This window comes from Nonomuraea aurantiaca (assembly GCF_020215705.1).
Taxonomy (GTDB): Bacteria; Actinomycetota; Actinomycetes; order Streptosporangiales; family Streptosporangiaceae; genus Nonomuraea; species Nonomuraea aurantiaca.
This window is the reverse complement of record NZ_JAIWNB010000008.1, coordinates 97,897-117,942: the sequence shown is the minus strand read 5'-3', so window position 1 is coordinate 117,942 and position 20,046 is coordinate 97,897. Positions and strand designations below refer to the sequence as shown.

Annotated in this window: 20 protein-coding genes; 10 read left to right on the top strand and 10 right to left on the bottom strand. The window is 69.9% G+C overall.

From position 1 onward, the window contains the following. Nucleotides 1-35 precede the first annotated feature (35 nt). Nucleotides 36-1,667 carry a phospholipase A2 gene (locus tag LDL49_RS20655; RefSeq protein ID WP_225292737.1) on the top strand — a complete coding sequence of 544 codons (1,632 nt, stop codon included), beginning with the start codon at nucleotides 36-38 and terminating at the stop codon, nucleotides 1,665-1,667. Between the two features lie 176 nt (nucleotides 1,668-1,843). Continuing rightward, a complete protein-coding gene (locus tag LDL49_RS20650) occupies nucleotides 1,844-3,889 on the top strand; it encodes a S8 family serine peptidase (RefSeq protein ID WP_225292736.1) in 2,046 nt (681 codons plus the stop codon). A 63-nt stretch (nucleotides 3,890-3,952) separates the two neighbouring features. Here LDL49_RS20650 and LDL49_RS20645 read toward each other — a convergent pair whose 3' ends face one another. From LDL49_RS20645 to LDL49_RS20630, 4 genes are all read right to left on the bottom strand, one after another. After that, nucleotides 3,953-4,468, bottom strand: a complete 516-nt coding sequence (locus LDL49_RS20645) for a hypothetical protein (RefSeq protein ID WP_225292735.1) — start codon at nucleotides 4,466-4,468, stop codon at nucleotides 3,953-3,955. A 186-nt stretch (nucleotides 4,469-4,654) separates the two neighbouring features. After that, nucleotides 4,655-4,957, bottom strand: coding sequence for a DUF952 domain-containing protein (locus LDL49_RS20640; RefSeq protein WP_225292734.1), 303 nt, complete (start codon nucleotides 4,955-4,957; stop codon nucleotides 4,655-4,657). Beyond that, the gene (locus LDL49_RS20635; RefSeq protein ID WP_225292733.1) at nucleotides 4,945-5,499 is read right to left on the bottom strand and encodes a GNAT family N-acetyltransferase; all 555 of its coding nucleotides are present in this window, start codon (nucleotides 5,497-5,499) and stop codon (nucleotides 4,945-4,947) included. The genes LDL49_RS20640 and LDL49_RS20635 overlap by 13 nt, the downstream gene beginning before the upstream one ends. 64 nt (nucleotides 5,500-5,563) lie before the next feature. Next, nucleotides 5,564-5,887, bottom strand: coding sequence for a DMT family transporter (locus tag LDL49_RS20630; protein ID WP_225292732.1), 324 nt, complete (start codon nucleotides 5,885-5,887; stop codon nucleotides 5,564-5,566). A 189-nt stretch (nucleotides 5,888-6,076) separates the two neighbouring features. Here LDL49_RS20630 and LDL49_RS20625 point away from each other — a divergent pair, with 189 nt between their 5' ends. Beyond that, a complete protein-coding gene (locus tag LDL49_RS20625; protein ID WP_225292731.1) occupies nucleotides 6,077-7,051 on the top strand; it encodes a radical SAM protein in 975 nt (324 codons plus the stop codon). Between the two features lie 99 nt (nucleotides 7,052-7,150). Next, a complete protein-coding gene (locus tag LDL49_RS20620) occupies nucleotides 7,151-8,365 on the top strand; it encodes a cytochrome P450 (protein ID WP_225292730.1) in 1,215 nt (404 codons plus the stop codon). Nucleotides 8,366-8,386: 21 nt separating this feature from the next. On the opposite strand, the gene LDL49_RS20615 is transcribed toward LDL49_RS20620, so the two are convergent. Beyond that, nucleotides 8,387-9,307, bottom strand: a complete 921-nt coding sequence (locus LDL49_RS20615) for a TauD/TfdA family dioxygenase (RefSeq protein ID WP_225292729.1) — start codon at nucleotides 9,305-9,307, stop codon at nucleotides 8,387-8,389. 220 nt (nucleotides 9,308-9,527) lie between these two features. Between LDL49_RS20615 and LDL49_RS20610 the strand changes: the two genes are divergently transcribed. After that, entirely contained in the window at nucleotides 9,528-10,070 is a 543-nt protein-coding gene (locus tag LDL49_RS20610) for an EF-hand domain-containing protein (RefSeq protein ID WP_225292728.1), read from the top strand. A gap of 10 nt (nucleotides 10,071-10,080) precedes the next feature. Then, nucleotides 10,081-10,524, top strand: a complete 444-nt coding sequence (locus LDL49_RS20605) for a cupin domain-containing protein (RefSeq protein ID WP_225292727.1) — start codon at nucleotides 10,081-10,083, stop codon at nucleotides 10,522-10,524. 59 nt (nucleotides 10,525-10,583) lie between these two features. Here LDL49_RS20605 and LDL49_RS20600 read toward each other — a convergent pair whose 3' ends face one another. The 4 genes from LDL49_RS20600 to LDL49_RS20585 form a co-directional block, all read right to left on the bottom strand. Then, on the bottom strand, nucleotides 10,584-11,726 hold the full coding sequence (locus LDL49_RS20600; RefSeq protein ID WP_225292726.1) for a L,D-transpeptidase: 1,143 nt from the start codon (nucleotides 11,724-11,726) through the stop codon (nucleotides 10,584-10,586). Nucleotides 11,727-11,925: 199 nt separating this feature from the next. Then, nucleotides 11,926-14,142, bottom strand: coding sequence for an SF1B family DNA helicase RecD2 (gene recD2 / locus LDL49_RS20595; RefSeq protein WP_225292725.1), 2,217 nt, complete (start codon nucleotides 14,140-14,142; stop codon nucleotides 11,926-11,928). 136 nt (nucleotides 14,143-14,278) lie between these two features. After that, complete coding sequence (locus LDL49_RS20590) at nucleotides 14,279-14,695, bottom strand: hypothetical protein (RefSeq protein WP_225292724.1); 417 nt, start codon at nucleotides 14,693-14,695, stop codon at nucleotides 14,279-14,281. 256 nt (nucleotides 14,696-14,951) lie between these two features. After that, nucleotides 14,952-15,158 (bottom strand): hypothetical protein, encoded by a 207-nt coding sequence (locus tag LDL49_RS20585; protein ID WP_225292723.1) that lies wholly within the window; start codon nucleotides 15,156-15,158, stop codon nucleotides 14,952-14,954. A gap of 246 nt (nucleotides 15,159-15,404) precedes the next feature. On the opposite strand from LDL49_RS20585, the gene LDL49_RS20580 reads away from it, so the two are divergent. The 4 genes from LDL49_RS20580 (at nucleotide 15,405) to LDL49_RS20565 (ending at nucleotide 19,140) form a co-directional block, all read left to right on the top strand. Then, the gene (locus LDL49_RS20580) at nucleotides 15,405-15,767 is read left to right on the top strand and encodes a hypothetical protein (protein WP_225292722.1); all 363 of its coding nucleotides are present in this window, start codon (nucleotides 15,405-15,407) and stop codon (nucleotides 15,765-15,767) included. A gap of 114 nt (nucleotides 15,768-15,881) precedes the next feature. Then, nucleotides 15,882-17,429 (top strand): hypothetical protein, encoded by a 1,548-nt coding sequence (locus tag LDL49_RS20575; RefSeq protein WP_225292721.1) that lies wholly within the window; start codon nucleotides 15,882-15,884, stop codon nucleotides 17,427-17,429. A gap of 18 nt (nucleotides 17,430-17,447) precedes the next feature. Then, on the top strand, nucleotides 17,448-18,788 hold the full coding sequence (locus LDL49_RS20570; protein WP_225292720.1) for a serine hydrolase domain-containing protein: 1,341 nt from the start codon (nucleotides 17,448-17,450) through the stop codon (nucleotides 18,786-18,788). 187 nt (nucleotides 18,789-18,975) lie between these two features. After that, a complete protein-coding gene (locus tag LDL49_RS20565) occupies nucleotides 18,976-19,140 on the top strand; it encodes a hypothetical protein (RefSeq protein WP_225292719.1) in 165 nt (54 codons plus the stop codon). Here the strand turns inward: LDL49_RS20565 and LDL49_RS20560 are convergent. Continuing rightward, nucleotides 19,132-19,986: a LysR family transcriptional regulator gene (locus tag LDL49_RS20560; RefSeq protein ID WP_225292718.1), complete on the bottom strand. Its 855-nt coding sequence runs from the start codon at nucleotides 19,984-19,986 to the stop codon at nucleotides 19,132-19,134. The two genes, LDL49_RS20565 and LDL49_RS20560, sit on opposite strands and share 9 nt — an antisense overlap. Nucleotides 19,987-20,046: the final 60 nt, after the last annotated feature.

Genomic DNA, 20,046 nt, shown 5'->3' with positions numbered 1-20,046 from the left:
TCAGATCACTTTCTCGCTATACCTGGAGGCACCACTTGCGCCGATTAGCGCTCCCCGTCGCCGTCACGGCGATGCTTCTGCCCTTCCTCGCCCCAGAGGTCTCCGCCGCCACGGTCACCTCGGCTGCCTCCGCCGCCGTGCTCGCCGACCCGCCGCCGGCCGACGTGCAGGAGATCGGCCCCGGCCAGTACTCCGCCGACACGCAGACCTTCAAGCTGACCGAGTTGGACGTGTCGGCGGGTGCCATCAGCCGTAAGCACGGTGTGGCTCTGGCCGGTGGCGATCTGGCCCGGCCGCAGTCGGCTCCGGCCACCCGCCCCGAGTTGGGCGTCTTCGGGCCGAGTTGGCAGGCCGAGTTCGCCGGTGGTCAGATCAACCGGAAACTGGAGAAGCAGAACGGCACCATCGTCGTCACCGAACTCGACGACGGGACGTCCACCAGCTACCCCCTGAAGAGCAGCGTCTCCTTCCCCGACGGCGGCGGCATCCAGACGTACCAGGCCGACACCGGATCCAAGATCACCGAAACCACCAAGTGGGACGCGAACATCGGAGCGATGCGTACCACGACGATCGAGACGCTCGTGTCGGATCCGGGCGCCGTGGAGGCGGGCGACGACACCTTCACCAACGCCGACGGCACTCCCATCAGCGCCGGCGATCTCCAGCTCACCTACACCTGGGCCCGGCCGGGCGGGGCACCGAGCGCCGACCCCTGGCGCGTGACCGACGTGGGCAGCGCCGCCTTCGGCAAGTCCACGATCACCTACGACACCCAGGGTCGCGTCAGCACCGTGAAGGAGCCGGCCGGCGTGGCGGACCCCGCGTCCGTCACCAAGTTCACCTACGCCACGGCCACCACGGCCACCGGCACCTCCAACGGCGACTTCGCGGGCCGGCTCAAGGACATCACGGTCACCTACGGAACCGAGGCGCCGCAGACTGAGGCGAGCTACGCCTACGACCCGAACGGCCTGCTGCGCGCTGTGACCGACCCCGGCGTCGGCGCCACCCAGGCGACCTACGTCTACGACGCGGTGGGACGCCTGTCGTCGATCGATTCCGTCACCAACGGCGGCTGGCAGCTCTCCTTCCCGGCGGGCGTCGCGGCTCCCCAGGTGACCCTCACCAGCACCGACCTGCCGGCCAACGGCGGGGAAACCGTGGGCGCGGCCGGGCTCGACGACCCCAACGCCACCGAGCCGCCGGCCGGTGACTTCCTACCGGACGGCGTGGATCCCCCGCAGTCCTACCCGACGAAGTGCAGCACGGCCGCGACCTGGATGTGGTACACGAAGTCGGGCTGCTCGGCCTGGGCATGGCACGGCGGCAAATGGCGCAAGCCCGACTGGAAGCGGACCGCCAGCGGCTTCAAGGTCAGGGGTATCTACTACGACCACTGCACGAGTTCTCCGGACAAGCCGCATAATTTCGATTTCCGGCCGGCCTGTGACTCCCACGACTACGGGTACGGCCTGATAGCCAACAAGAGGAAGCATTACCGGTACTACCTCTCCAACTCCCATTCAAAGGCCGACGTGGACAACCGGTTCTACATCACCCTGCGCGACAAGGTGTGCGGCGGCTACTTCATCCTGGTCCGGCCCGACTGCAGGGTATGGGCATGGACGTATTACCAGGCCGTCAAAAGGTACGGCCACCCCTGAGAACAGCGTGAGCCCGAAATGACATCTGAGCTCTGACCTTTTCAAGGGACTTTCCCTCGGCCGGATGGCGGCATCGGCCGCCGTCCGGCCACCCCTCATGTCGGCGTCGTTTCCCTGCACCTCCGTTATGTAAGGCGCGGTACGTCATGAAATTGCCAGTCTTATCCTGCCTCCTCGTGGCGCTGACGGCCACGGCGATCGCGACCGGGCCGGCCTACGCGGCAGAGGCCCCTTCAACGGCTTCTACGGCGGCTCCCACAGCGGCCGCTGCTTCGACCGCACCGCAGGCCACTTCGACGGCTCCCTATATCGAGCCCCAGCTGAGCGCGCGGGCGGCCGCCGCAGGCAGGATCAGGGTGAACGTGGTCAGCAAGACCCGCGCCGACATGCCGGACGCGGCCGCCAGCGGCCAGGTCGTCCAGCAACTGTCCCGCTTCCCCATGATCACCCTGCACGTCGACCAGGCCGGGCTGGACCGGCTGTCCAAGCTGCCCAGCGTGGTCAGCGTGACCGAGGACAAACCGGTGCGGCCGGTTCTGGCCGAGAGCATCCCGCTGATCGGCGCGGACAAGACCAGGATCGCGGGCAAGACGGGCGCCGGCAGCGTGGTGGCCGTGCTGGACACCGGGGTCGCAGTCAACCACCCCTTCCTCAAGGACCGGGTGCTGGAGGAGGCCTGCTTCTCCCCCATCGACGCCGACTACTCCGCCACGAGCCTGTGTCCCGACGGCACCGCCGAGCAGGAAGGGCCCGGCGCCGCCGACGCCGACCAGGGCCCGTGCGCCGACGTCGCACTGGACTGCGACCATGGCACCCACGTGGCCGGCATCGCGGTCGGCAACGGCACGGGCGTGACCGGCGCCCCGCCGGCCGGTGTCGCGCCCGGCGCCGAGGTCGTCGCCATCCAGGTGTTCAGCAAGTTCACCTCCGAAGACCTGTGCGGGGCCGGCGCCGCTCCGTGCGTGCTCAGCTTCACCAGCGCCCAGCTCGCCGGCCTGGAGAAGGTGCTGGAACTGAAGGAAGAGGGCGTGCCGCTGGTGGCCGCCAACCTCAGCCTGGGCGGCGGCCAGTACACCGCGGCCTGCGACGGCGACCCGCGCAAGACGGCCATCGACAGCCTGTGGGCGGCCGGCGTGGCCACCGTGGTCGCGGCCGGCAACGACGGCTTCGGTGCCGCCGTGGCCGCCCCCGCCTGCGTCTCCTCGGCCATCACCGTCGGTGCCACCACCGACCAGGACGGCGTGGCCGCCTTCAGCAACCGCGGCACGCTGCTGGACCTGTTCGCCCCCGGCGTGTCCATCATCTCCTCCGTCCCCGGCGGCAAGTGGGCCTCCCTGAGCGGCACCTCGATGGCCGCCCCGCACGTCACCGGCGCCCTGGCCGTGCTGCGCCAGGCCATGCCCGACGCCACGGTTGCCCAGCTCCAAACCGCCTTGAAGACCACCGGCAAAGCCATCGCCTACAACGGCGTGACCACCCCCCGCATCCAGGTCGACGCCGCCGTGCTGGGCAAGTCCCCCGACCCCGGCGCCTGGCCCACCCCGTACTACGAGAACATGAAGGACACCGCGATCCCCGACCACGGCACCGTGACGTCCTCCATCGCGGTCGCCGGCCTGCTCGGCACCGCGCCCGCCACCACCGAGGTGTACGTCGACATCCACCACTCCTGGCGTGGCGAACTGAAGATCGACCTGATCGCGCCGGACGGAAAGGTCTACCCGCTGCAGGCCAACGACCCCAACGACAGCGCCGACATCATTCACGAGACGTACCAGGTCAACGCCAGCGCGTCCCCGGCCAGCGGCACCTGGAAGCTCCGCGTGCAGGACGTCGAATACCTCGACACCGGCTTCATCGACGGCTGGTCGCTCCGGCTGCCCTGCTTCGGCAACTGGGACGACACCGCCATCCCCGATCCCGGGGTCGCCGAATCCAGCATCGTCCTGGCCTGGCTCAACGGCAACGCCCCCACCCGCACCCACGTCCACGTCGAGATCGACCACACCTGGCGCGGCGACCTGAAGCTCGACCTGGTCGCGCCGGACGGCAAGGTGTACGCGCTACGCGCCGCCGATGCCAAGGACGGCACCGACAACATCAACGAGAGCTACTGGGTGAACGCCAGCGCCTCACCATCCAACGGCACCTGGAAACTCCGGGCGGAAGATCTCGCCAAGGGCGACAAGGGCTTCATCAACGGATGGACCCTGACGCTGTAGAGGCAAGTTGCGTGACGGCTGCTCGCGTTCCCTGGCGCGGGCAGCCGGTCTTTGAGCCCTTGCTCAGGTGATCGATGGCGGGTAGGTCACCTCCAGTGAGTCTCCGGGCGCCAGCCGTCGCCATGCCGCGATGGTCTGCCGGATCTTGGCCCGCACGGGAGGGAGGGTCGTGGCGGTGAGGGTGTCCGGCCGGGACAGGTTTCGACGCCGGCACTGCTGATCCACCCAGGTCAGACATTGTTGGTCGTCGGCGTCGACCCAGGTGGCGGTGCCGATGCCGGCGACGACGCACTCGGCGAGGATCAACCCGTTCGGGTCTCGGCCGGCCAGGCCTTTGGGGGGTACGCCCCGGGCGATGCGGTCGGCTTCGGCGCTGAGGAAGCCGAAGTCGACGCCGTCGGCGACCAGGTCCCAGAATCCGTTGCGCAGGGGCAGGTAGCCCTCGATGAGGAAGTGCATCAGATCATGGGGAGGCTGGTCGCCGGCCTTGGGCCATGGCCATTTCAGTTCGCCGCCATCGTCGCGGGTGACATGCACCCAGTCCTGGTGTCCCCGGGCACGGACGAACGTGATGTCCATGGCAGTCCATTCTGGCAGCTGGATTTCCGCGTTCCGAGCCGGCGCGAGCGTGGCTGGAAGTCGGGGTGATTGCCCGCCGGCGCCGGCGGCGGCCTGACCGGCGGCAGGTGGCCGGTGTTCGGCCTGATGGATCTCATCGCGGCCGATGTGCACGCCGCGGCTGCCGCGAGGTGATCGGCAGTGAGATCAGGCGTAGGGGTGTACGGCGGTGACCGAGCTGAGCGGGAGTGGGCCGTACAGGTGGGGGAAGCCGTTTTCGAGGCGGATGTCGAGTCCGGCGGGGTCGATCTGGAGGATGAGCAGCGGCTGGGTGATGTGGCTGTAGAAGGCGGTGTGCACGCCGTGGAGTTGGTCGAGGTCGCGGCTGCAGTGGATGAAGCCTTCTTGGTCGAGGGTGCGGCCGAGGGTGGAGATGCGGTACTCCCCCGCCGGCTGGGCGTCGGCCCAGTCGGCGGCCAGGGCGAGGTGGAGGATGTTTATGGTGTCCATTCGGACTCGAGCATGGCATAGATGACCTCGGAGGCCCATTGGCCTTTGACCTGCTCGTTGTCGATGAGGTGGGCTTCGCGGCGCATGCCGAGTTTTTCCAGGACGCGGCCGGAGGCGGTGTTGCGGGCGTCGAGGCGGCCGACGATGCGGTGCAGGCCGAGTCCTTCGAAGCCGAGGCGGAGCAGTTCGCGGCCGACTTCCGGGGCGTAGCCGCGGCGGTGGTGGTCGGGGTGCAGGATGTAGCCGATCTCGCCTTGGCGGTGTTGTTCGCTGGTCCAGATCAGGACGCCGTTGCCGATGAGCTCACCGGTGTCGCGCAGGGTGATGGCGACGTCGAGGGCGTCTCCTTCGCCGAGGAGGGCGACGCGGGTGATCTTCTTTTCGAGGAAGGTGCGTACGGTGTCGAGGTCGCGCGGTTCCCAGTAGAGGTAGCGGGCGACCTCGGGCCGGGACTCGTAGGCGTGCAGCGGGTGGAGGTCGTCGGGGGTGAAGGGGCGCAGCAGGAGGCGGTCGGTGAGGATCGGGTAGTGGGGTTTGAGCACGGGGGCAGTGTAGAGAACCCGTCTTGGGGGCGCGAGACGTTTTCCCCGGGCGGGCGGGCGGGGGTCAGTGGGCCCCGGCGAGGTTGAGGACGATGACGCCGCCGATGATGAGCAGGATGCCGCCGATCTTGAGCGGGGTAAGGGTCTCCCCCAGGAAGGCGGCGCCGATGAGGGCGATGGCGGCGGTGCCGGCGCCGGACCACACGGCGTAGGCGGTGCCGACTTCGAGTTGCGTTTTGAGGGCGCGGGCGAGCAGGACGAAGGAGATGAGGTAGCCGATGGCGACGATGGCGGCCCAGCCGAGGTGGGACAGGCCGTTGCTGAGTTTGAGCGCGGTGGTCGCGACGACCTCGGCGGCGATGGCGAAGGCGAGCAGCAGCCAGGCCATGGTGAGACCCTCCCCCTGAGCGGCAGTGAGACGGCCTCGGCGTGATCGTGTGTGGTGCGGGAGCCACTGCCGGTCACTGCCGGGGCCATGAAGATGAGTGTGCTGACCGAGACGGCCTGTGTCGAACCCTCGCTCTGGGTTGCGCCGGTGGGTGTGCGGCGTGGCGGAAGCGCTTGAAAAGGGAGTCGAATGCGTGTTCCACTGGGGGGCGTGGGTTGGGACGCGCTTTCGCTTGTAGAGGCCGCAGACGACCGTCCGGTGATCGAGCGGCGGGCGGTGCTGCGTGACGGCTTCTACGAGACGCAGGCCCGCACGATGATCGAGCGGGTGCCGCGCAGTGCGGGCATCGCCCAGAGCTGGGCCGTCTCCCCCTACCGCGGCTGCGCTCATGCCTGCCGTGGCTGCGGCGCTCGTGCGGGTCATCGGCGGCTGGGGCTGGACGCGGGGCGGGATTTCGACACGCGGATCGTGGTCAAGCCCAACGCGGTGACGCGGTTGCGGGCGGAGCTGGCGCGCTGGGGTGGTGAGGCGCTGGCGGTGGGGGTCAGTGGTGACTGTTACCAGCAGGCGGAGGCGACCTATCGGTTGATGCCGGGCATCGTGGAGGCGCTGGGTGAGGCGGCGGTGCCGTTCACCGTCTATACCAAGAGTCCTCTGGTGTTGCGGGACGCGGCTGTGCTGGCGCGGGCGGGGGCGCAGGTGGCGGTCTCGATCGCGTTCGTCGACGAGCGGATCCGGCGGGGGGTCGAGCCGGGCGCGGTGGGTGCGCAGGCGCGGCTGGAGCTGGTCTCGGCGCTGGTGGAGGCGGGGGTGTCGTGCCGGGTGCTGATGGCTCCGGTGCTGCCGTTGCTCAGTGACGGGGCCGATCAGCTGGCGGCGACGGTACGCCGGATCGCGGCCACGGGGGCCGGGGTGGTGGAGCCGGTGGTGTTGCGGCTGCCGCCGGGGACGCGGCAGTGGTATCTGGCGTGGCTGGGTGAGGCGCATCCGCATCTGGTGGAGCGCTATGAGGAGCTGTATGACGGGGCGGGGCTGCCGGCGGCCGATTATGAGGAGCGGATCACGGGGCAGATCGGGCAGTTGTGCCGGGTCTACGGCATGCGGTCGGGGCCGCCGGAGCCGCCGGAGCGCCAGCCGCGCTTCCCGCAGCTGGCGTTGGTCTGAGGCGGGTTTCGCGACTGGCGCCGGTTTGACTACTGTCAAGATTTAAGGCTGTCGCCTTAGAATCTTGGGTGTCCCATCAGTCAGCAGGAGGGCACCGCCATGACCACCGCCGAACCCGTCTCCCGTTACCCCTTCGACCGGACCGAGGCCCTGCAGCCGCCGCGCGAGTGGGCCCAGCTGCAGGGCGAGTGCCCCGTGGCGCACGTACAGCTGCCCAGCGGCGACACCGCCGAGCTGGTGACCCGCTACGACGATGTGCGCACGCTGCTGACCGACCCGCGCTTCAGCCGCGGCGGCGCCGAGGCAGCGCGGGTGTCCACCACCGCCGACGGCGGGATCTTCGCCCGCGGTATGGCGAGCGGGAGCATGATCGCCGGGACGGGGCACCGGCGGTGGCGGCGGCTGCTCACCCCTTCCTTCACCATCCGCAAGATCGAGGGGTGGCGCCCGCGGGTGCAGCGGATGGCCGATGAGCTGGTCGACGGCATGCTGGCCGGCGGCTCCCCGGCGAATCTGTCGCGCGAGCTGGGCCTGCCGCTGCCGGTGCGGGTCATCTGCGCCCTGGTGGGGGCGCCGAGTGAGGATCAGGACAAGTTCGCGCACTGGTCGCAGGTGATGCTGACGCTGACCCGCTACGAGCAGGCGGAGGTGGAGAAGGCGTATGAGGAGTTCGGGGCGTATGTGTCGGATCTGGTGGATGACAAGCGTGCGGCGCCGGGCGATGACATGCTCAGCGAGCTGACGCAGATCTCCGACAGCCAGGACGGGCGGCTCAGCCATGAGGAGCTGATCGCGACCGTGCAGGCGCTGCTGCTGGCCGGGCACGAGACGACGTCGAACATGATCGGGATCATGGTGGCGATGCTGCTGTCGGACCCGCGGCGTTACACGGCGGTGGTCGAGGACCCGGAGCTGATCCCGGGCACGGTCGAGGAGGTCCTGCGGCTGGACAGCACGCTCAGCGTGATCGGCATGCCGCGAGTGGCGACCGAGGAGGCCGACTTCGGCGGGGTGAGGGTCGGCGCGGGCACGACGCTGATCCCGTGCCGGCCCGCGGCCAACCGCGATCCGCGCAAGTTCGCCGATCCCGACCGCTTCGACGCGCGCCGCGACAACGCGGGCCAGCATCTGGCGTTCGGCGCGGGGCCGCACTTCTGCCTCGGCCAGCCGCTGGCCCGGATGGAGCTTCAGGTCGTGCTCGGCACGCTGGCCCGGCGGCTGCCCGGCCTGGGCCTGCGGGATGCTCCCCCAGATCTGCGGCTGCGTACGGGGCTGCTGTCCGGGGGGCTGCAGGACGTGTGGGTCACCTGGTGACGGGCGGCCCGCCTCGAGGTCTCAACCGGTGGTGAACCACAGGCGGATGAGGTGGCGCTGCGGCCCGGGGTGGTCTTCGTAGGCGGTGCGGCCGTGCAGGACGACGTGGTTGTTGAGGAACTGCATGTCGCCCTCCCGCAGGTCCATGGTGAGCACGAAGCGGGGGTCGTCGGTCAGCCGGTCGAGCAGGTCCATCGCCTCCCGCTGCGCCGGGGTGAACGGCGGCACGTGGGCGCCGCGCTGGGCCGAGCGCAGGTAGTCGGGCCCGTAGGAGATCGACACCCGGCCGTCCTGGCCTGGCACGCACAGCGGCTTGGCATAGAAGCTGTCGGGGCCCTCACCGGTGCGCCGGTCGTGCCACCACGGCTGGTAGAGCACCTCGGCCAGGTCGGGGCGGGTCCGGACGACCTCGTTGTGCACCGCCACGGAGCTGACGATGAGGCTGAGACCGCCCGAGGTGGCCGGGCGCAGGCACAGCAGGGCGACGACGTCGGTGGGGTCGCTGTGGAAGCCGAGCCGCCCGCTGTGCTGGTAGCTGCGGGTGCGTGGCCGGGATGGGTCGGCGCCGGTGTCGCGTACATGCGCCAGCGGCATCGCGCCGGGTCCCTGTGAGACGATCGCGCCGATGTGGCTGCCGAGGCCGAGTCCGGCGATCTCGCGCTGCCGCTCGCTCATCCGGCCGACGGGCACCCCCTGGAGCAGGGCGAAGCCGTGACCGTCCACGACCTCCTGGCGCACGCGCCGCAGCAGGGGTGCCAGCGTCGGCAGCGGGAAGCCGGCCGGGGTGATCTCCTGTGGCGCCGTCCCGGCCGCCTCCACCGCCCGTACGGCGTCGAGCACCTCGTGCCGATGCTCCTCGGTGAGCGGGACCCTCCAGGTGTCGCTGTCGCGGATCTCGGCCGCCTGCCACCGGCCGGGCCCCGGCACTTGCGTGATCGCCATGGTGACCACCTCTCCGCTCGTGTTGGGTCTGGGACTCACCCTGCCGTCCTCGCTGTCGCGCGGCAGCCTCTCATCGCCCACGGCGCAACGGCTTCACCCACGGCGAAAGCGCACCGCGCCCGCCTGAGGGGCTCTCCGGTGATCGCAAAGAGTTATTGTTGGTGACTTTAAGTAGTGTTACAGTGCGGGTGCCGGTTCATCGCTTCCCTGAAGGAGCGCCATGTCCGATGTTCTCGCCCGTAAATTCGACAAGAGATTCACCTTGTACGACGCCGATGGTGACGGTGTACTCACCAGGGACGACTTTCAGCTCGCGGCCACGAGGTTCTTGGCGGCATTCGGCGTGCCGGCCGACTCGGCCAAGGGCCGCGACGTGGTGGCCGCCTACGCGAGCATGTGGAACGCCCTGATCCACAGCGCCGACGACGACAACGACGGACACCTGTCGCGCGCGGAGTTCACCGCCTACCTGACCGGCCAGGAGTTCCGCACCAGCGGCTACGCGGCGACCGCCGGCCGGATCGCCGAGTCCGTCCTCATCGTCTGCGACACCGACGGCGACGGCCGGATCTCCTATGAGGAGTTCGCCGCCATCCCCGGCATCTGCTCCCTGCCCGAGGCCGAGCGGCGCGAGGTGTTCGATCGGCTCGACACCGACGGCAGCGGGCATCTGGACATCAGCGAGATCCACGCCGCACAGCGGGACTTCTACGCCGGCACCGACCCGGCCGCGCCCGGCAACCTGATCTTCGGCCGACTCTGAGGAGCCACAGGTGGAGCACCCCCCGCAGCCGGACGGCCACTGCCGTGTCATCCGTTCCGCTCTGATGTACGAGGGCAAGCAGCACCTGCAGTTCTTCGCCGGTATCGCCGCCGAGACCGTGGGCGCGCGCCATATCTGCATGCACCTGCAGACCATCCCGCCCTCGGGCAGCGGCCGAGCCCACAAGCACGACCATCACGAGACGGCCATCTACGTCATCAAGGGCGCCGTGGGCGCCTGGTACGGCGAGAACCTGGAGCATTACCTGCAAGCGCGGCAAGGGGAGTTCATCTACATCCCCGCCAGCACGCCGCACATGCCGGTGAACCTCAGTGACAGCCAGCCCGCCGAGGTCGTGCTGGCCCGCACCGATCCGCGCGAGCAGGAGAGCACGATTCTTCTCCCCGACCTGGAGAGCCGGCGGCCCCCTGCCGACGGCCTCGGGGCCGGCTGAGCCGCGACGGGCGACGCCGTGCGAGAACCAGCGGCTCGCACGGCGTCCCCGGCCTTGGCCTACAGGGCGCTGCCCTTCTTCCACTTGGAGAACGGCAGCTGCCAGAAGCCCCAGCCGTTGTTCCACTCCAGGTCGCGGTTGGTGCCCTTGATGTCGACGACGTCACCGCGCTGGAAGTGGTTGTAGAACCACAGGGCCTGGTCAGGGCGGGAGTTGATGCAGCCGTGGCTGACGTTGGAGCGGCCCTGGGCCCAGACGTTGTCCTTGGCGTGGACGTACTCGCCGGAGTTGGAGATCCGCACGGCGTGGTTGATCATGACGTCGTAGTAGCCGGGGTCGCCCTTCTTGCGGCCGGGCGAGATCATGCGGACCGGGTTGCCGCGCTCCATGGTCAGGTGGACGCCGGAGGTGGTGGTGTACTCGCGGGTGGTGGCCATGCCGGCGCTGATGCGCATCGTCTGCACGCGCTTGCCGTCGCGGTAGACGTACATCATGTGCTTCTTGGTGTCGACCTTGCTGATCACCCTGGCGCCGATCTTCAAGGTGGTGGCGGAGTCCTTGACGCCGTACATGCCCTTGCCGCCCTTGACGCCGGTGAGGCGGGCGTTGAACGTCACCTTCTGGTGGGCGGGCCAGTACTTGGCGGTGCGGTAGATGACGGTGGTGTCGTTGATCCAGCGCCAGGCGCCGTCGACGGGCTTTTGCGCCTCGACCTCCAGGGCGCGTTCGACGGAGGCCTTCTCGCTGATGGGCTGGTTGAAGGTGACGATGATCGGCGCCCCCACGCCGACCGTCTCGCCCTTGGCGCTGGGTGTGACGTCGATGACCTGTAGCTCGCGCTCGGGCTTGAGCGTCTTGAACGTGCTGGCGGCGCTGGTCACGCCGGCCTTGGCGCTGACGTTGTAGGAGCTGGAGGGCAGCAGGGTGCCCTTGGAGACCCATTTGGTCTTGTCGGCGTTGAAGGTGCCCTCGACGCTCTTGCCGCCGCCTTCGGCCGTGACCTCCTCCAGGGTGCCGCCCGCGGCGGTCACCACGATCTTCTTCTCAGGGCTGACCTTCGCGCTGCCCTCGGCGGGTGAGATCTTGATCGTCGGTGCTTCCGGGGTGGCGGAGGTGGTCGCCTTGGCCGCGTCGGCGTTGCCCGGAACGGCGGGAGTGCTCGAGCAGGACGCGGTCAGTGCCGCGGCCGCGAGCATGGCCATGCCCGTGACAGGCGTCCTCCAACCGGGCTTGACGTTCAAGTCAGTCCTCTCCCCCATAACAGCAAACTCAATGTCAAAGACCTTAATGCTCCTGCATGTAAGACGCGGTTGAGTTTGGGATAGTTCGGTAACATTTAAATCACTTGTTGCTGGGAACCCCAGGTCAGCCGGGCGCAACAGGAGTAGTGAGGCGAAATCCTCAGTGCTTGGCCAGGCGGTGGGTCAGGCTGGTGTGGCGCCGCCCGGCCCCCTTGGTCCGTACGGCCTGCGCCAGCGCGCGCCGGGACCCGACGATGACGACCAGCCGCTTGGCGCGGGTGATCGCGGTGTAGAGCAGGTTGCGCTGCAGCATCATCCAGGCGCTGGTGGCCAGGGGGATGACCACGGCCGGGTACTCGCTGCCCTGGGAGCGGTGGATGGAGACGGCGTAGGCGTGGGCCAGCTCGTCCAGCTCGTCGAAGGCGTAGTCGACCTGCTCGTCCTCATCGGTGGAGACGATCAGCTTCTGCTCGTCGGGCCGGATGTCGACGACGATGCCGACGGTGCCGTTGAACACCCCCGCCGCGCCTTTTTCGTAGTTGTTGCGCAGCTGGGTGACCTTGTCGCCGACGCGGAAGACGCGCCCGCCGTAGCGGCGTTCGGGCAGGTCCTCGCGCGAGGGGGTCAGGGCCTCCTGCAGCGCGATGTTGAGCGCGCCGGCCCCGGCGGCGCCGCGGTGCATGGGGGCCAGCACCTGTACGTCGCGGCGGGCGTTGAGGCCGAACTTGCGCGGGATGCGCCGGGCCACCACGTCGACCGTGAGCGCCGCGATCTCCTCCGGCTCCTCGCACGGGAACAGGAAGAAGTCCGTCATCCCCTCCAGCTTGGGGTGCAGGCCGGTGTTGACGCGGTGGGCGTTGACCACCACGCCCGACTCCTGCGCCTGGCGGAAGATCTGCGTCAGCCGTACGCGGGGGATGTCGGCGGCGCCCAGCAGGTCCTTCAGCACCTCACCGGCGCCGACCGAGGGCAGCTGGTCCACATCCCCCACGAACAGCAGGTGCGTGCCGGGGGCGATGGCCTTGACGAGCTTGTTGGCCAGCAGCAGGTCGAGCATGGAGGCCTCGTCGATGACGACCAGGTCGGCGTCCAGGGGGTTGTCGCGGTCGAAGGTGGCATCGCCGCCGGGCCGCAGCTGCAGCAGCCGGTGAACGGTGGTCGCCTCATGGCCGGTCAGCTCGGCGAGCCTCTTGGCGGCCCGGCCCGTGGGGGCGGCCAGGATCACCTTGGCCCCTTTGGCGCGGGCCAGCGTCACGATGGAGCGCACGGTGAAGCTCTTGCCGCAGCCCGGCCCGCCGGTCAGCACCGCGACCTTCTCCGTCAGCGCCAGCCGTACGGCCTGGCGCTGCTCGGCGGCCAGCTCGGCGCCGCTCTGGCCGCGCAGCCACTGCTCGGCCCGTTCCCAGTCGACCTCGGCGAAGGCGGCCAGCCGGTCATGGCCGCCGCGCAGCAGCGACAGCAGCGCCGAGGCCAGCGACAGTTCGGCCCGGTGGAAGGGCACCAGGTAGACCGCCGGCACGATGGTGTCGCCGGCCGGGATCTGCTCGCGTACCACGCCCTCCTCGGCGACCAGCTCCTCCAGGCAGCCGGCGACCAGGTCGGCGGGCACCTCCAGGATCTTGACCGCGTCGCCGATCAGGTTGGGCGCGGGCAGGTAGCAGTGGCCGTCGTCGGCCGCCTGGGACAGGGTGTAGCGCAGCCCGGCCTTGACGCGCTCGGGGCTGTCGTGCGGGATGCCGACCGCCTGGGCGATGGTGTCGGCGGTCTTGAAGCCGATGCCCCACACGTCGTCGGCCAGCTGGTACGGGCGGCTCTTGACGACGGAGATGGAGCCCTCGCCGTACTGCTTGAAGATGCGCACCGCGATCGAGGTGGACACGCCGACACCCTGCAGGAAGATCATCACCTCTTTGATGATCTTCTGTTCCTCCCAGGCGGCGGCGATCAGCTTGGTCCGCTTGGGGCCCAGGCCCGCCACCTCGACCAGCCGTTCGGGCGCCTGCTCGATCACCTCGAGGGTGTCGGTGCCGAAGTGGTCGACGATCCTTTCGGCCATCTTCGGGCCGATTCCCTTGATCAGGCCGGAGCCCAGGTAGCGGCGGATGCCCTGGATGGTGGCCGGCAGCACGGTGGTGTAGGACCAGACCTCGAACTGCTTGCCGTACTTGGGGTGGGAGGTCCAGCGGCCGCTCAGCCGCAGCGACTCGCCCACCTGCGCGCCCAGCAGCGGGCCCACCACGGTCAGCAGCTCGGCGCCCGACCGCTCGGTCGCCACCCGCGCGATCGTGTAGCCGGTCTCCTCATCGGGGCCGTAAGTGAAGCGTTCGAGGACGGCGTCGAGATGGGCGGCGGGGAGATTGGCTGGACCTTGCTTCACCGAACAAGTCTCTCCCTGTCCCTGGGTGCTCTCCGGCCCAAGAATAGAGCAAAGGGCGGGTGGCCTTGTGCCCGTGGGGGCATAGGGGCCGCACGTCGCGACGCCTATGCCCAGGGATCCTGTTCGGGGACGGGAACTAGGGAGCCGGGTCTCCGGGCTTTTCTCCCTTACAGGTGGTGGAGAATATCTTTCCGGTCTTGAGGTTGACGCACCTGGTGCAGGAGGTGCCGGCCTCGTCGAGGTCTCCCTTGCACAGGATCCCCTCTTGCTGCTTCGGTTTCTCGGGCGTCTTTCCTGAAGAGCCCATGTTCTTGTCCTCGCAGTAACTGCGCGTGTATCCGCCCTTCTTCGACTTGCACCACAGGCACTTCTTGTACTTCCCCTCCAGCCATTTGCACGGCTTGCCGGTGCTTGTCGAAGTGCAGTGGGTCAGCGAGGTGGATGCGGTGGTGTTGCCGAGAGCGTGGGCCTTGTCAGGCTGGGCCAGTGCGGCCGCAGAAGGGACGAAGGCGGTTACCGCCAGGGCCCCGGTAACGAATATTTCTTTGAGCACGAGACCACCCCCATTGTGTGTCTCTCGCTTGCTCTTCCATCGTGACATGGTGCGCGCGGCAGCAGTCAAGATGCGCATCAAGATTTATTGAGCGGCGGCCGGGCCGCTTTTTCCGGAACATGAAACATTTGATGTGTATTTCTTGCGGGGGTGGTGGTGATGTCGAACGACGGCCTTTGGTCTCGATGCGAATATTATTTATTCCGCTGCTATCGCTGTTGGCGATGGCTTGACCGTGGATGCGCACCTGCCGCGCTCATAAGGCGACGCGCCGGAAGACGACGACGGCCTGGTAGCCGGCTCCGCGCTTCGGGTCGGACTCGGCTTCCGCGCTGATGACGTCCAGTTCGGCGTCGGGGCCGAAGAAGGCCAGGGCCTGGGTTCTGGCCTTCTCCCTGAGCTCGTCCGGTGTCGCGCCGCTGACGGTGACGCGCAGGGTGAGCGGGAACTGTAGGTCACTCATGGGCGGCCTTCTTTCGCAGAGGAGTGATCACTTTGAGCGTAACATCAGGTCATCGCCGACATGCAGGTATATGCCTGCATGTCGACCGGTATGGGTCTCGAACATGATTACCCATCGACACTCAACGTAGTGGTATGGATACTCTTCGTGTAGGCCCTGGCTCCCTGGATCACCCCACTTCGGCGGCGGGTTCGTGCTGCCCGCAGACCGGAGCGGGGTGGTCCGGGGAACAACGTAAGGAGAGCGATGCACAAGAAGTCCCTCGCCCTGGCCGTCCTCCTCGCCGGTGCGTGCGTGGCCACAGCCACCGTCGTCACCGCAGCCAACGCCACCACCGCACCCGCCGTCCAGCCCCACCACGCCTCCGCGCTGCCGCCCGGATACCAGCTGGTGACCCTGCCCAACGCGAACGTGCCCAACTTCCAGCGCCGTACCCTCTACTGCCCCGGCGCCAAGAAGGTCCTGGGCGGAGGCGCCGAGGCCCGCGGCAACGGGGCGATCCTCGTCGGCTCCTTCCCCACCGATGACGGGCGCGGCTGGATCGCCCTGGGCCGCCAGATCGGCTACAACGACGTCGGCATCAGCGTCTTCGCCATCTGCGCCGACTGACCTCCCACCTCATCCGGCCCCGGTCGCTCGCCGACCGGGGCCGGACTCATGCTGTACGCCCGTGAGAACATCTGGGCCTTCCAGCCGCGCCCGCCGCCCTGTAGGAAGCCATGCATGAGCGACGACGTACGCCTCACCATCGAAGCGGTCCCCCGCGCCGGGCTGAGCGCCGGGCAACTGCGCCAGGCCGTGACCGCCCACCCCGGCGTCCTGGCCGCGCTGGAGGTCGCCGACGCCGACGGGCTGATCATCGGCCAGGCTCCGGCGCTCGGTCACGACCCGGGCGAGAACGCCCCCTTCCGCGCCACCGTCTTCGACCCGGCGGGCAACCGCGCCGTGGAGTTGCGCGGCACTCTCGACCGGCCCGAACACGCCGAGATCCGGCCCAGCGCCCACCGGCCGCCGCCCAGCCACGACGAACTGCTCGCGGCCGCCGACGTGCTGCGCGCCGATCCCCACTTCCCGGCGGGCGACAACGTGACCGTCTACCGGCCCATGCCGCCCCTGGCCGACCTGGAGAACCCCGACGGCACCACCGTGCGCCGCCCCACCCTCGGCATCCACACCCCTGAGGAGCCCACCGGGGTACGGCACCGCATCGTCGCCGTCGACACCGCCGCCCGTACCGTCGACTGGACCCCGGCGGGCATCGACGTGCGCATGCACCACGACTGCGAGCACACCGTGCCCGAAGGCGTCAACCCCCTGGCCGACCACGGCGGTCCCGACCAGGTGCGAGTACGCGTCCTGCGGGGCGACACCGAGCTGTGGAACCTGCTGGTCGTCCGGCCGCGCGCCTCGGCCCCGCAGAACCCGGGCGCCGGATCGGGCGTGGAGTTGCGCGAGGTGCGCTACCGGGGCCGGCTGGTGCTGCGCCAGGCGCACGTACCCGTCCTGAACGTCGAATACGAGCAGGGCACCACCTTCCGCGACGACGCCTCCTCCGAGACCCGCTTCTCGGCCACCGGCACCGACCCGGTCGGATGGGGCTGGCGGCTGTGCGACAGCCCGCCGCGTACCATCCTGGAACGGCCCGACACCGACGCCGGCGGCTTCCAGGGCGTCGCCTTCCACCACGACGGCGAGGAGCTGCGCATCGTCAGCGAGCTGCAGGCCGGCTGGTACCGCTACGCCAGCGACTGGCGGCTCGGCGACGACGGCACCATCAGGCCCCGCTTCGGCTTCGCCGCCACCGCCAACCCGATGACCTGCATGGTGCACCGCCACCACGCCTACTGGCGCTTCGACTTCGACATCGAAGGCTCGGCCAACGACATCGTCGAGCAGATCGACCAGGGGCCGATCGTCCCCGAGCCGGTGCCGATCGTCCGCGAGACCACCCGCCGGCGCGCCCCCGGCCGCTACTGGCAGGTACGCGACAAGTCCTCAGGGCGCGGCTACCAGCTCCACCCCGGGCCCTTCGACGACACCGCCGACGCCTACGGGGTGTCCGACCTGTGGTTCCTGCGCCACCATGCGGCCGAGATCGACGACGGCAACCCCGGCCCGCGCGACCGGGCCGCCATCGGGCGCTTCCTCAACAGCGAGAGCATCGACGCCACCAACGTCGTCGTCTGGTACGCCGGCCACTACTACCACGACCAGGCCCACCCGCAACCCCACCAGGGCGAGCTGATCGGGCCGGAACTGGTGCCCATCTGAGCACTAGGCTTGGCGCCCATGAGTCGGGTGAGTGAGACGACGGCGCGGGCGCTGCTGCGCAGGCTGGCCGTCGAACAGGCCGAGTGCAGGGTGCCGTCGCTGACGGCCGCGATCGTACGGGAGGGGAGGCTGGCCTGGTTCGGCGCTCGCGGCTTCACCGGCGCCGACGGCGGGGTGCCCCCTACCGCCGACACCCAATACCGGCTCGGCTCGATCACCAAGAGCATGGTCGCCGTCGTCGTCATGCGGCTGCGTGACGAAGGCCGCCTCGACCTGCTCGACCCCCTGGCCAAGCACCTGCCCGGCACCCCGTTCGGTGAGGTGAGCATCGCCCAGCTGCTCTCCCACACCGGCGGCCTGACCGCCGAACCGCCCACCGCCTGGTGGGAACGCACCCCCGGCCTGCCGACCGGCGAACTGCTCGCCCTGCTCGGCCCGCAGCACGCCAAGCACCGGCCCGGCCGCCGCTATCACTACTCCAACGTCGGCTACGGCCTGCTCGGCGAGCTGATCACCCGGCTGCGCGGCATGCCCTGGTTGCGCGCCGTCCAGCAGGAGGTCCTGCAGCCGCTGGGCCTGTCGGCCACCACCGAGCGGCCGCGCGCCCCGCACGCCACCGGCTACGCCGTCCACCCGTGGGCCGATGTGGTGCTGGCCGAGCCCGAACACGACGCCGCCGCCATGGGGCCCGCCGGCCAGCTGTGGTCCACGACCGCCGACCTGGCCCGCTGGGCGGCGTTCGTCGCCGGGGACACTGGCGGCGTGCTGTCGCCCGCCACCGTGGCCGAGATGCGTGAGCCCGCCACCGTCGACGACGGCGACGCCTGGACCTCCGGCTACGGGCTCGGCCTGCAGCTGACCCGGCACGCCGGACGCCGCCTGGCCGGTCACACCGGGTCCATGCCCGGCTTCCTGGCCACCGTGTGGGCCGACCCGGCCGACCAGGTGGGCGTGCTGTTCCTGGCCAACACCACCAGCGGCCTCAGCTACAGCCTGCCCACCGACCTGCTGGACATCCTCGACGAACACGAACCCCGCCTGCCGCAGCAGTGGCGCCCCTCCCCCGCCGACCCCGCCCTGCTGGCGGCGACCGGGCTGTGGCACTGGGGGCCCAAGCCGTACGCGCTGCGGCTCCTGCCCGACGGCGGCCTGGCGCTGACGCCGGTGGGCGGGGCAGGGCGGGCCTCCCGGTTCGTGCCGCAGGGCGACGGGACCTGGCTGGGGCTCGACGGCTACTACGCCGGGGAGACGCTGCGGGTGGGGGCCGACCACCTCGACCTCAACACCTTCATCTTCACCCGCGAGCCCTACGACCCGCAGGCGCCCGTCCCGGGCGGCGTGACGGACTGGCACGCCTGACCGCTTTCCGTAGCCGCTTCCGGTGACCGCGCGGGCGGACGCTCCAGCTCGTTCGGTCCGCCCGAGGCCGCCTGGACCGTCCGCCCGCTCGAGGCCGTCCTCCTGTGAGGCGGCCGAGCGGGCGGGTCCGTGCCCGCAGCCGCCGCGGGGCTGGTGCTGGATCAGGCCATGGTGCGGGAGGTGTGCCTTGGTGGTGTTCGCGGGCGGGTTCGACCTGGCCGCGGCCGAGCACCTGGGCGGCACGCTCGACCTGGTGGCGGCCCTGCTGGACAAGTCGCTGCTGCAGGCGGCCGACGGTGGCCGTCACCGCATGCTGGAGACGAAGCTCGCGCACAGATCGCTGTCACGGTGACAGGCGCGCCGCCAACTCGGCGGCGGGGCCCGGCGGCAGGGTGGCGTGCAGCAGTTCGACGCGGTGCACCAGCCGGGGAGCCACCAGCGGCACACCGTGGCCGGCGGAGGCGGGCAGCAGCGTCAGGCCGTGGCCGGCGGCGACCAGGTTGAGCACGGTGTGCACGTCCTCGCCGGTGTAGTCGAGCGCGGGCCGAAAGCCGTCGCCCATCAGGTCGCGCAGCCGCTCCAGCGGGCACAACGTCGTCTGCAGCCAGTGCGCGTCGACCAGGTCGGCCAGCCGCAGCCCCGCCCGGCCCGCCAGGGGGTGGTCGACGGGCAGCGCCACGACCAGGCCCTCCTCGGCCACGCCCACCGTGGTCATCGGGCCGACCTCGGGCAGGCGCAGCGGGTCGTTCGGCGCGGTGATCCCGTCGGTCAGGCCCGCCTCGGCTCTGCCGTCCGCCACCTGCCTGGCCACCTCGTCCCTGCCGCAGGTGCGTACCGTCACCCGCAGCCGCGGCTGCGCCGCCCGCGCCGCCGCCAGTCGTAAGGCCAGGACCGAGTTGAGCGCCAGGGGTGTGGCGGCCAGGGTCAGGCGGTGGGCGGGCAGTGCGGCGGTGCGCAGCACGTCGGCCCGCGCGGCGCGGATGCGCAGCAGCAGCGGCCCGGCGTGCTCCAGCAGGCGCAGGCCCGCCTCGGTGGGCGCGACCGGGCGGCGGTGCAGCAGCGGCAGGCCCAGGTCGCTCTCCAGCGCGGCGATCTGCTGGGAGATGGCCGACTGGGTGTAGCCGAGCTGCTCGGCCGCCGCCGAGAAGGAGCCCGCCTCGGTGACGGTCACGAACGTGCGCAGCAGATGAGGGTCCATCAGTGTTTCTTATAGCATGTGCAGACATCATCGTTGGTGCTTAAGCGGTGGTTCGCCGCA

Coding starts and splice junctions, on each gene's coding strand:
- LDL49_RS20645 (WP_225292735.1), bottom strand. CDS start 4,468: ATGGACATCACGTTCGTCCGTGCCCGGGGACACCAGGACTGGGTGCAT.
- LDL49_RS20640 (WP_225292734.1), bottom strand. CDS start 4,957: ATGGACACCATAAACATCCTCCACCTCGCCCTGGCCGCCGACTGGGCC.
- LDL49_RS20630 (WP_225292732.1), bottom strand. CDS start 5,887: ATGGCCTGGCTGCTGCTCGCCTTCGCCATCGCCGCCGAGGTCGTCGCG.
- LDL49_RS20625 (WP_225292731.1), top strand. CDS start 6,077: ATGCGTGTTCCACTGGGGGGCGTGGGTTGGGACGCGCTTTCGCTTGTA.
- LDL49_RS20620 (WP_225292730.1), top strand. CDS start 7,151: ATGACCACCGCCGAACCCGTCTCCCGTTACCCCTTCGACCGGACCGAG.
- LDL49_RS20615 (WP_225292729.1), bottom strand. CDS start 9,307: ATGGCGATCACGCAAGTGCCGGGGCCCGGCCGGTGGCAGGCGGCCGAG.
- LDL49_RS20610 (WP_225292728.1), top strand. CDS start 9,528: ATGTCCGATGTTCTCGCCCGTAAATTCGACAAGAGATTCACCTTGTAC.
- LDL49_RS20600 (WP_225292726.1), bottom strand. CDS start 11,726: ATGGCCATGCTCGCGGCCGCGGCACTGACCGCGTCCTGCTCGAGCACT.
- LDL49_RS20585 (WP_225292723.1), bottom strand. CDS start 15,158: ATGAGTGACCTACAGTTCCCGCTCACCCTGCGCGTCACCGTCAGCGGC.
- LDL49_RS20580 (WP_225292722.1), top strand. CDS start 15,405: ATGCACAAGAAGTCCCTCGCCCTGGCCGTCCTCCTCGCCGGTGCGTGC.
- LDL49_RS20575 (WP_225292721.1), top strand. CDS start 15,882: ATGAGCGACGACGTACGCCTCACCATCGAAGCGGTCCCCCGCGCCGGG.
- LDL49_RS20570 (WP_225292720.1), top strand. CDS start 17,448: ATGAGTCGGGTGAGTGAGACGACGGCGCGGGCGCTGCTGCGCAGGCTG.
- LDL49_RS20560 (WP_225292718.1), bottom strand. CDS start 19,986: ATGGACCCTCATCTGCTGCGCACGTTCGTGACCGTCACCGAGGCGGGC.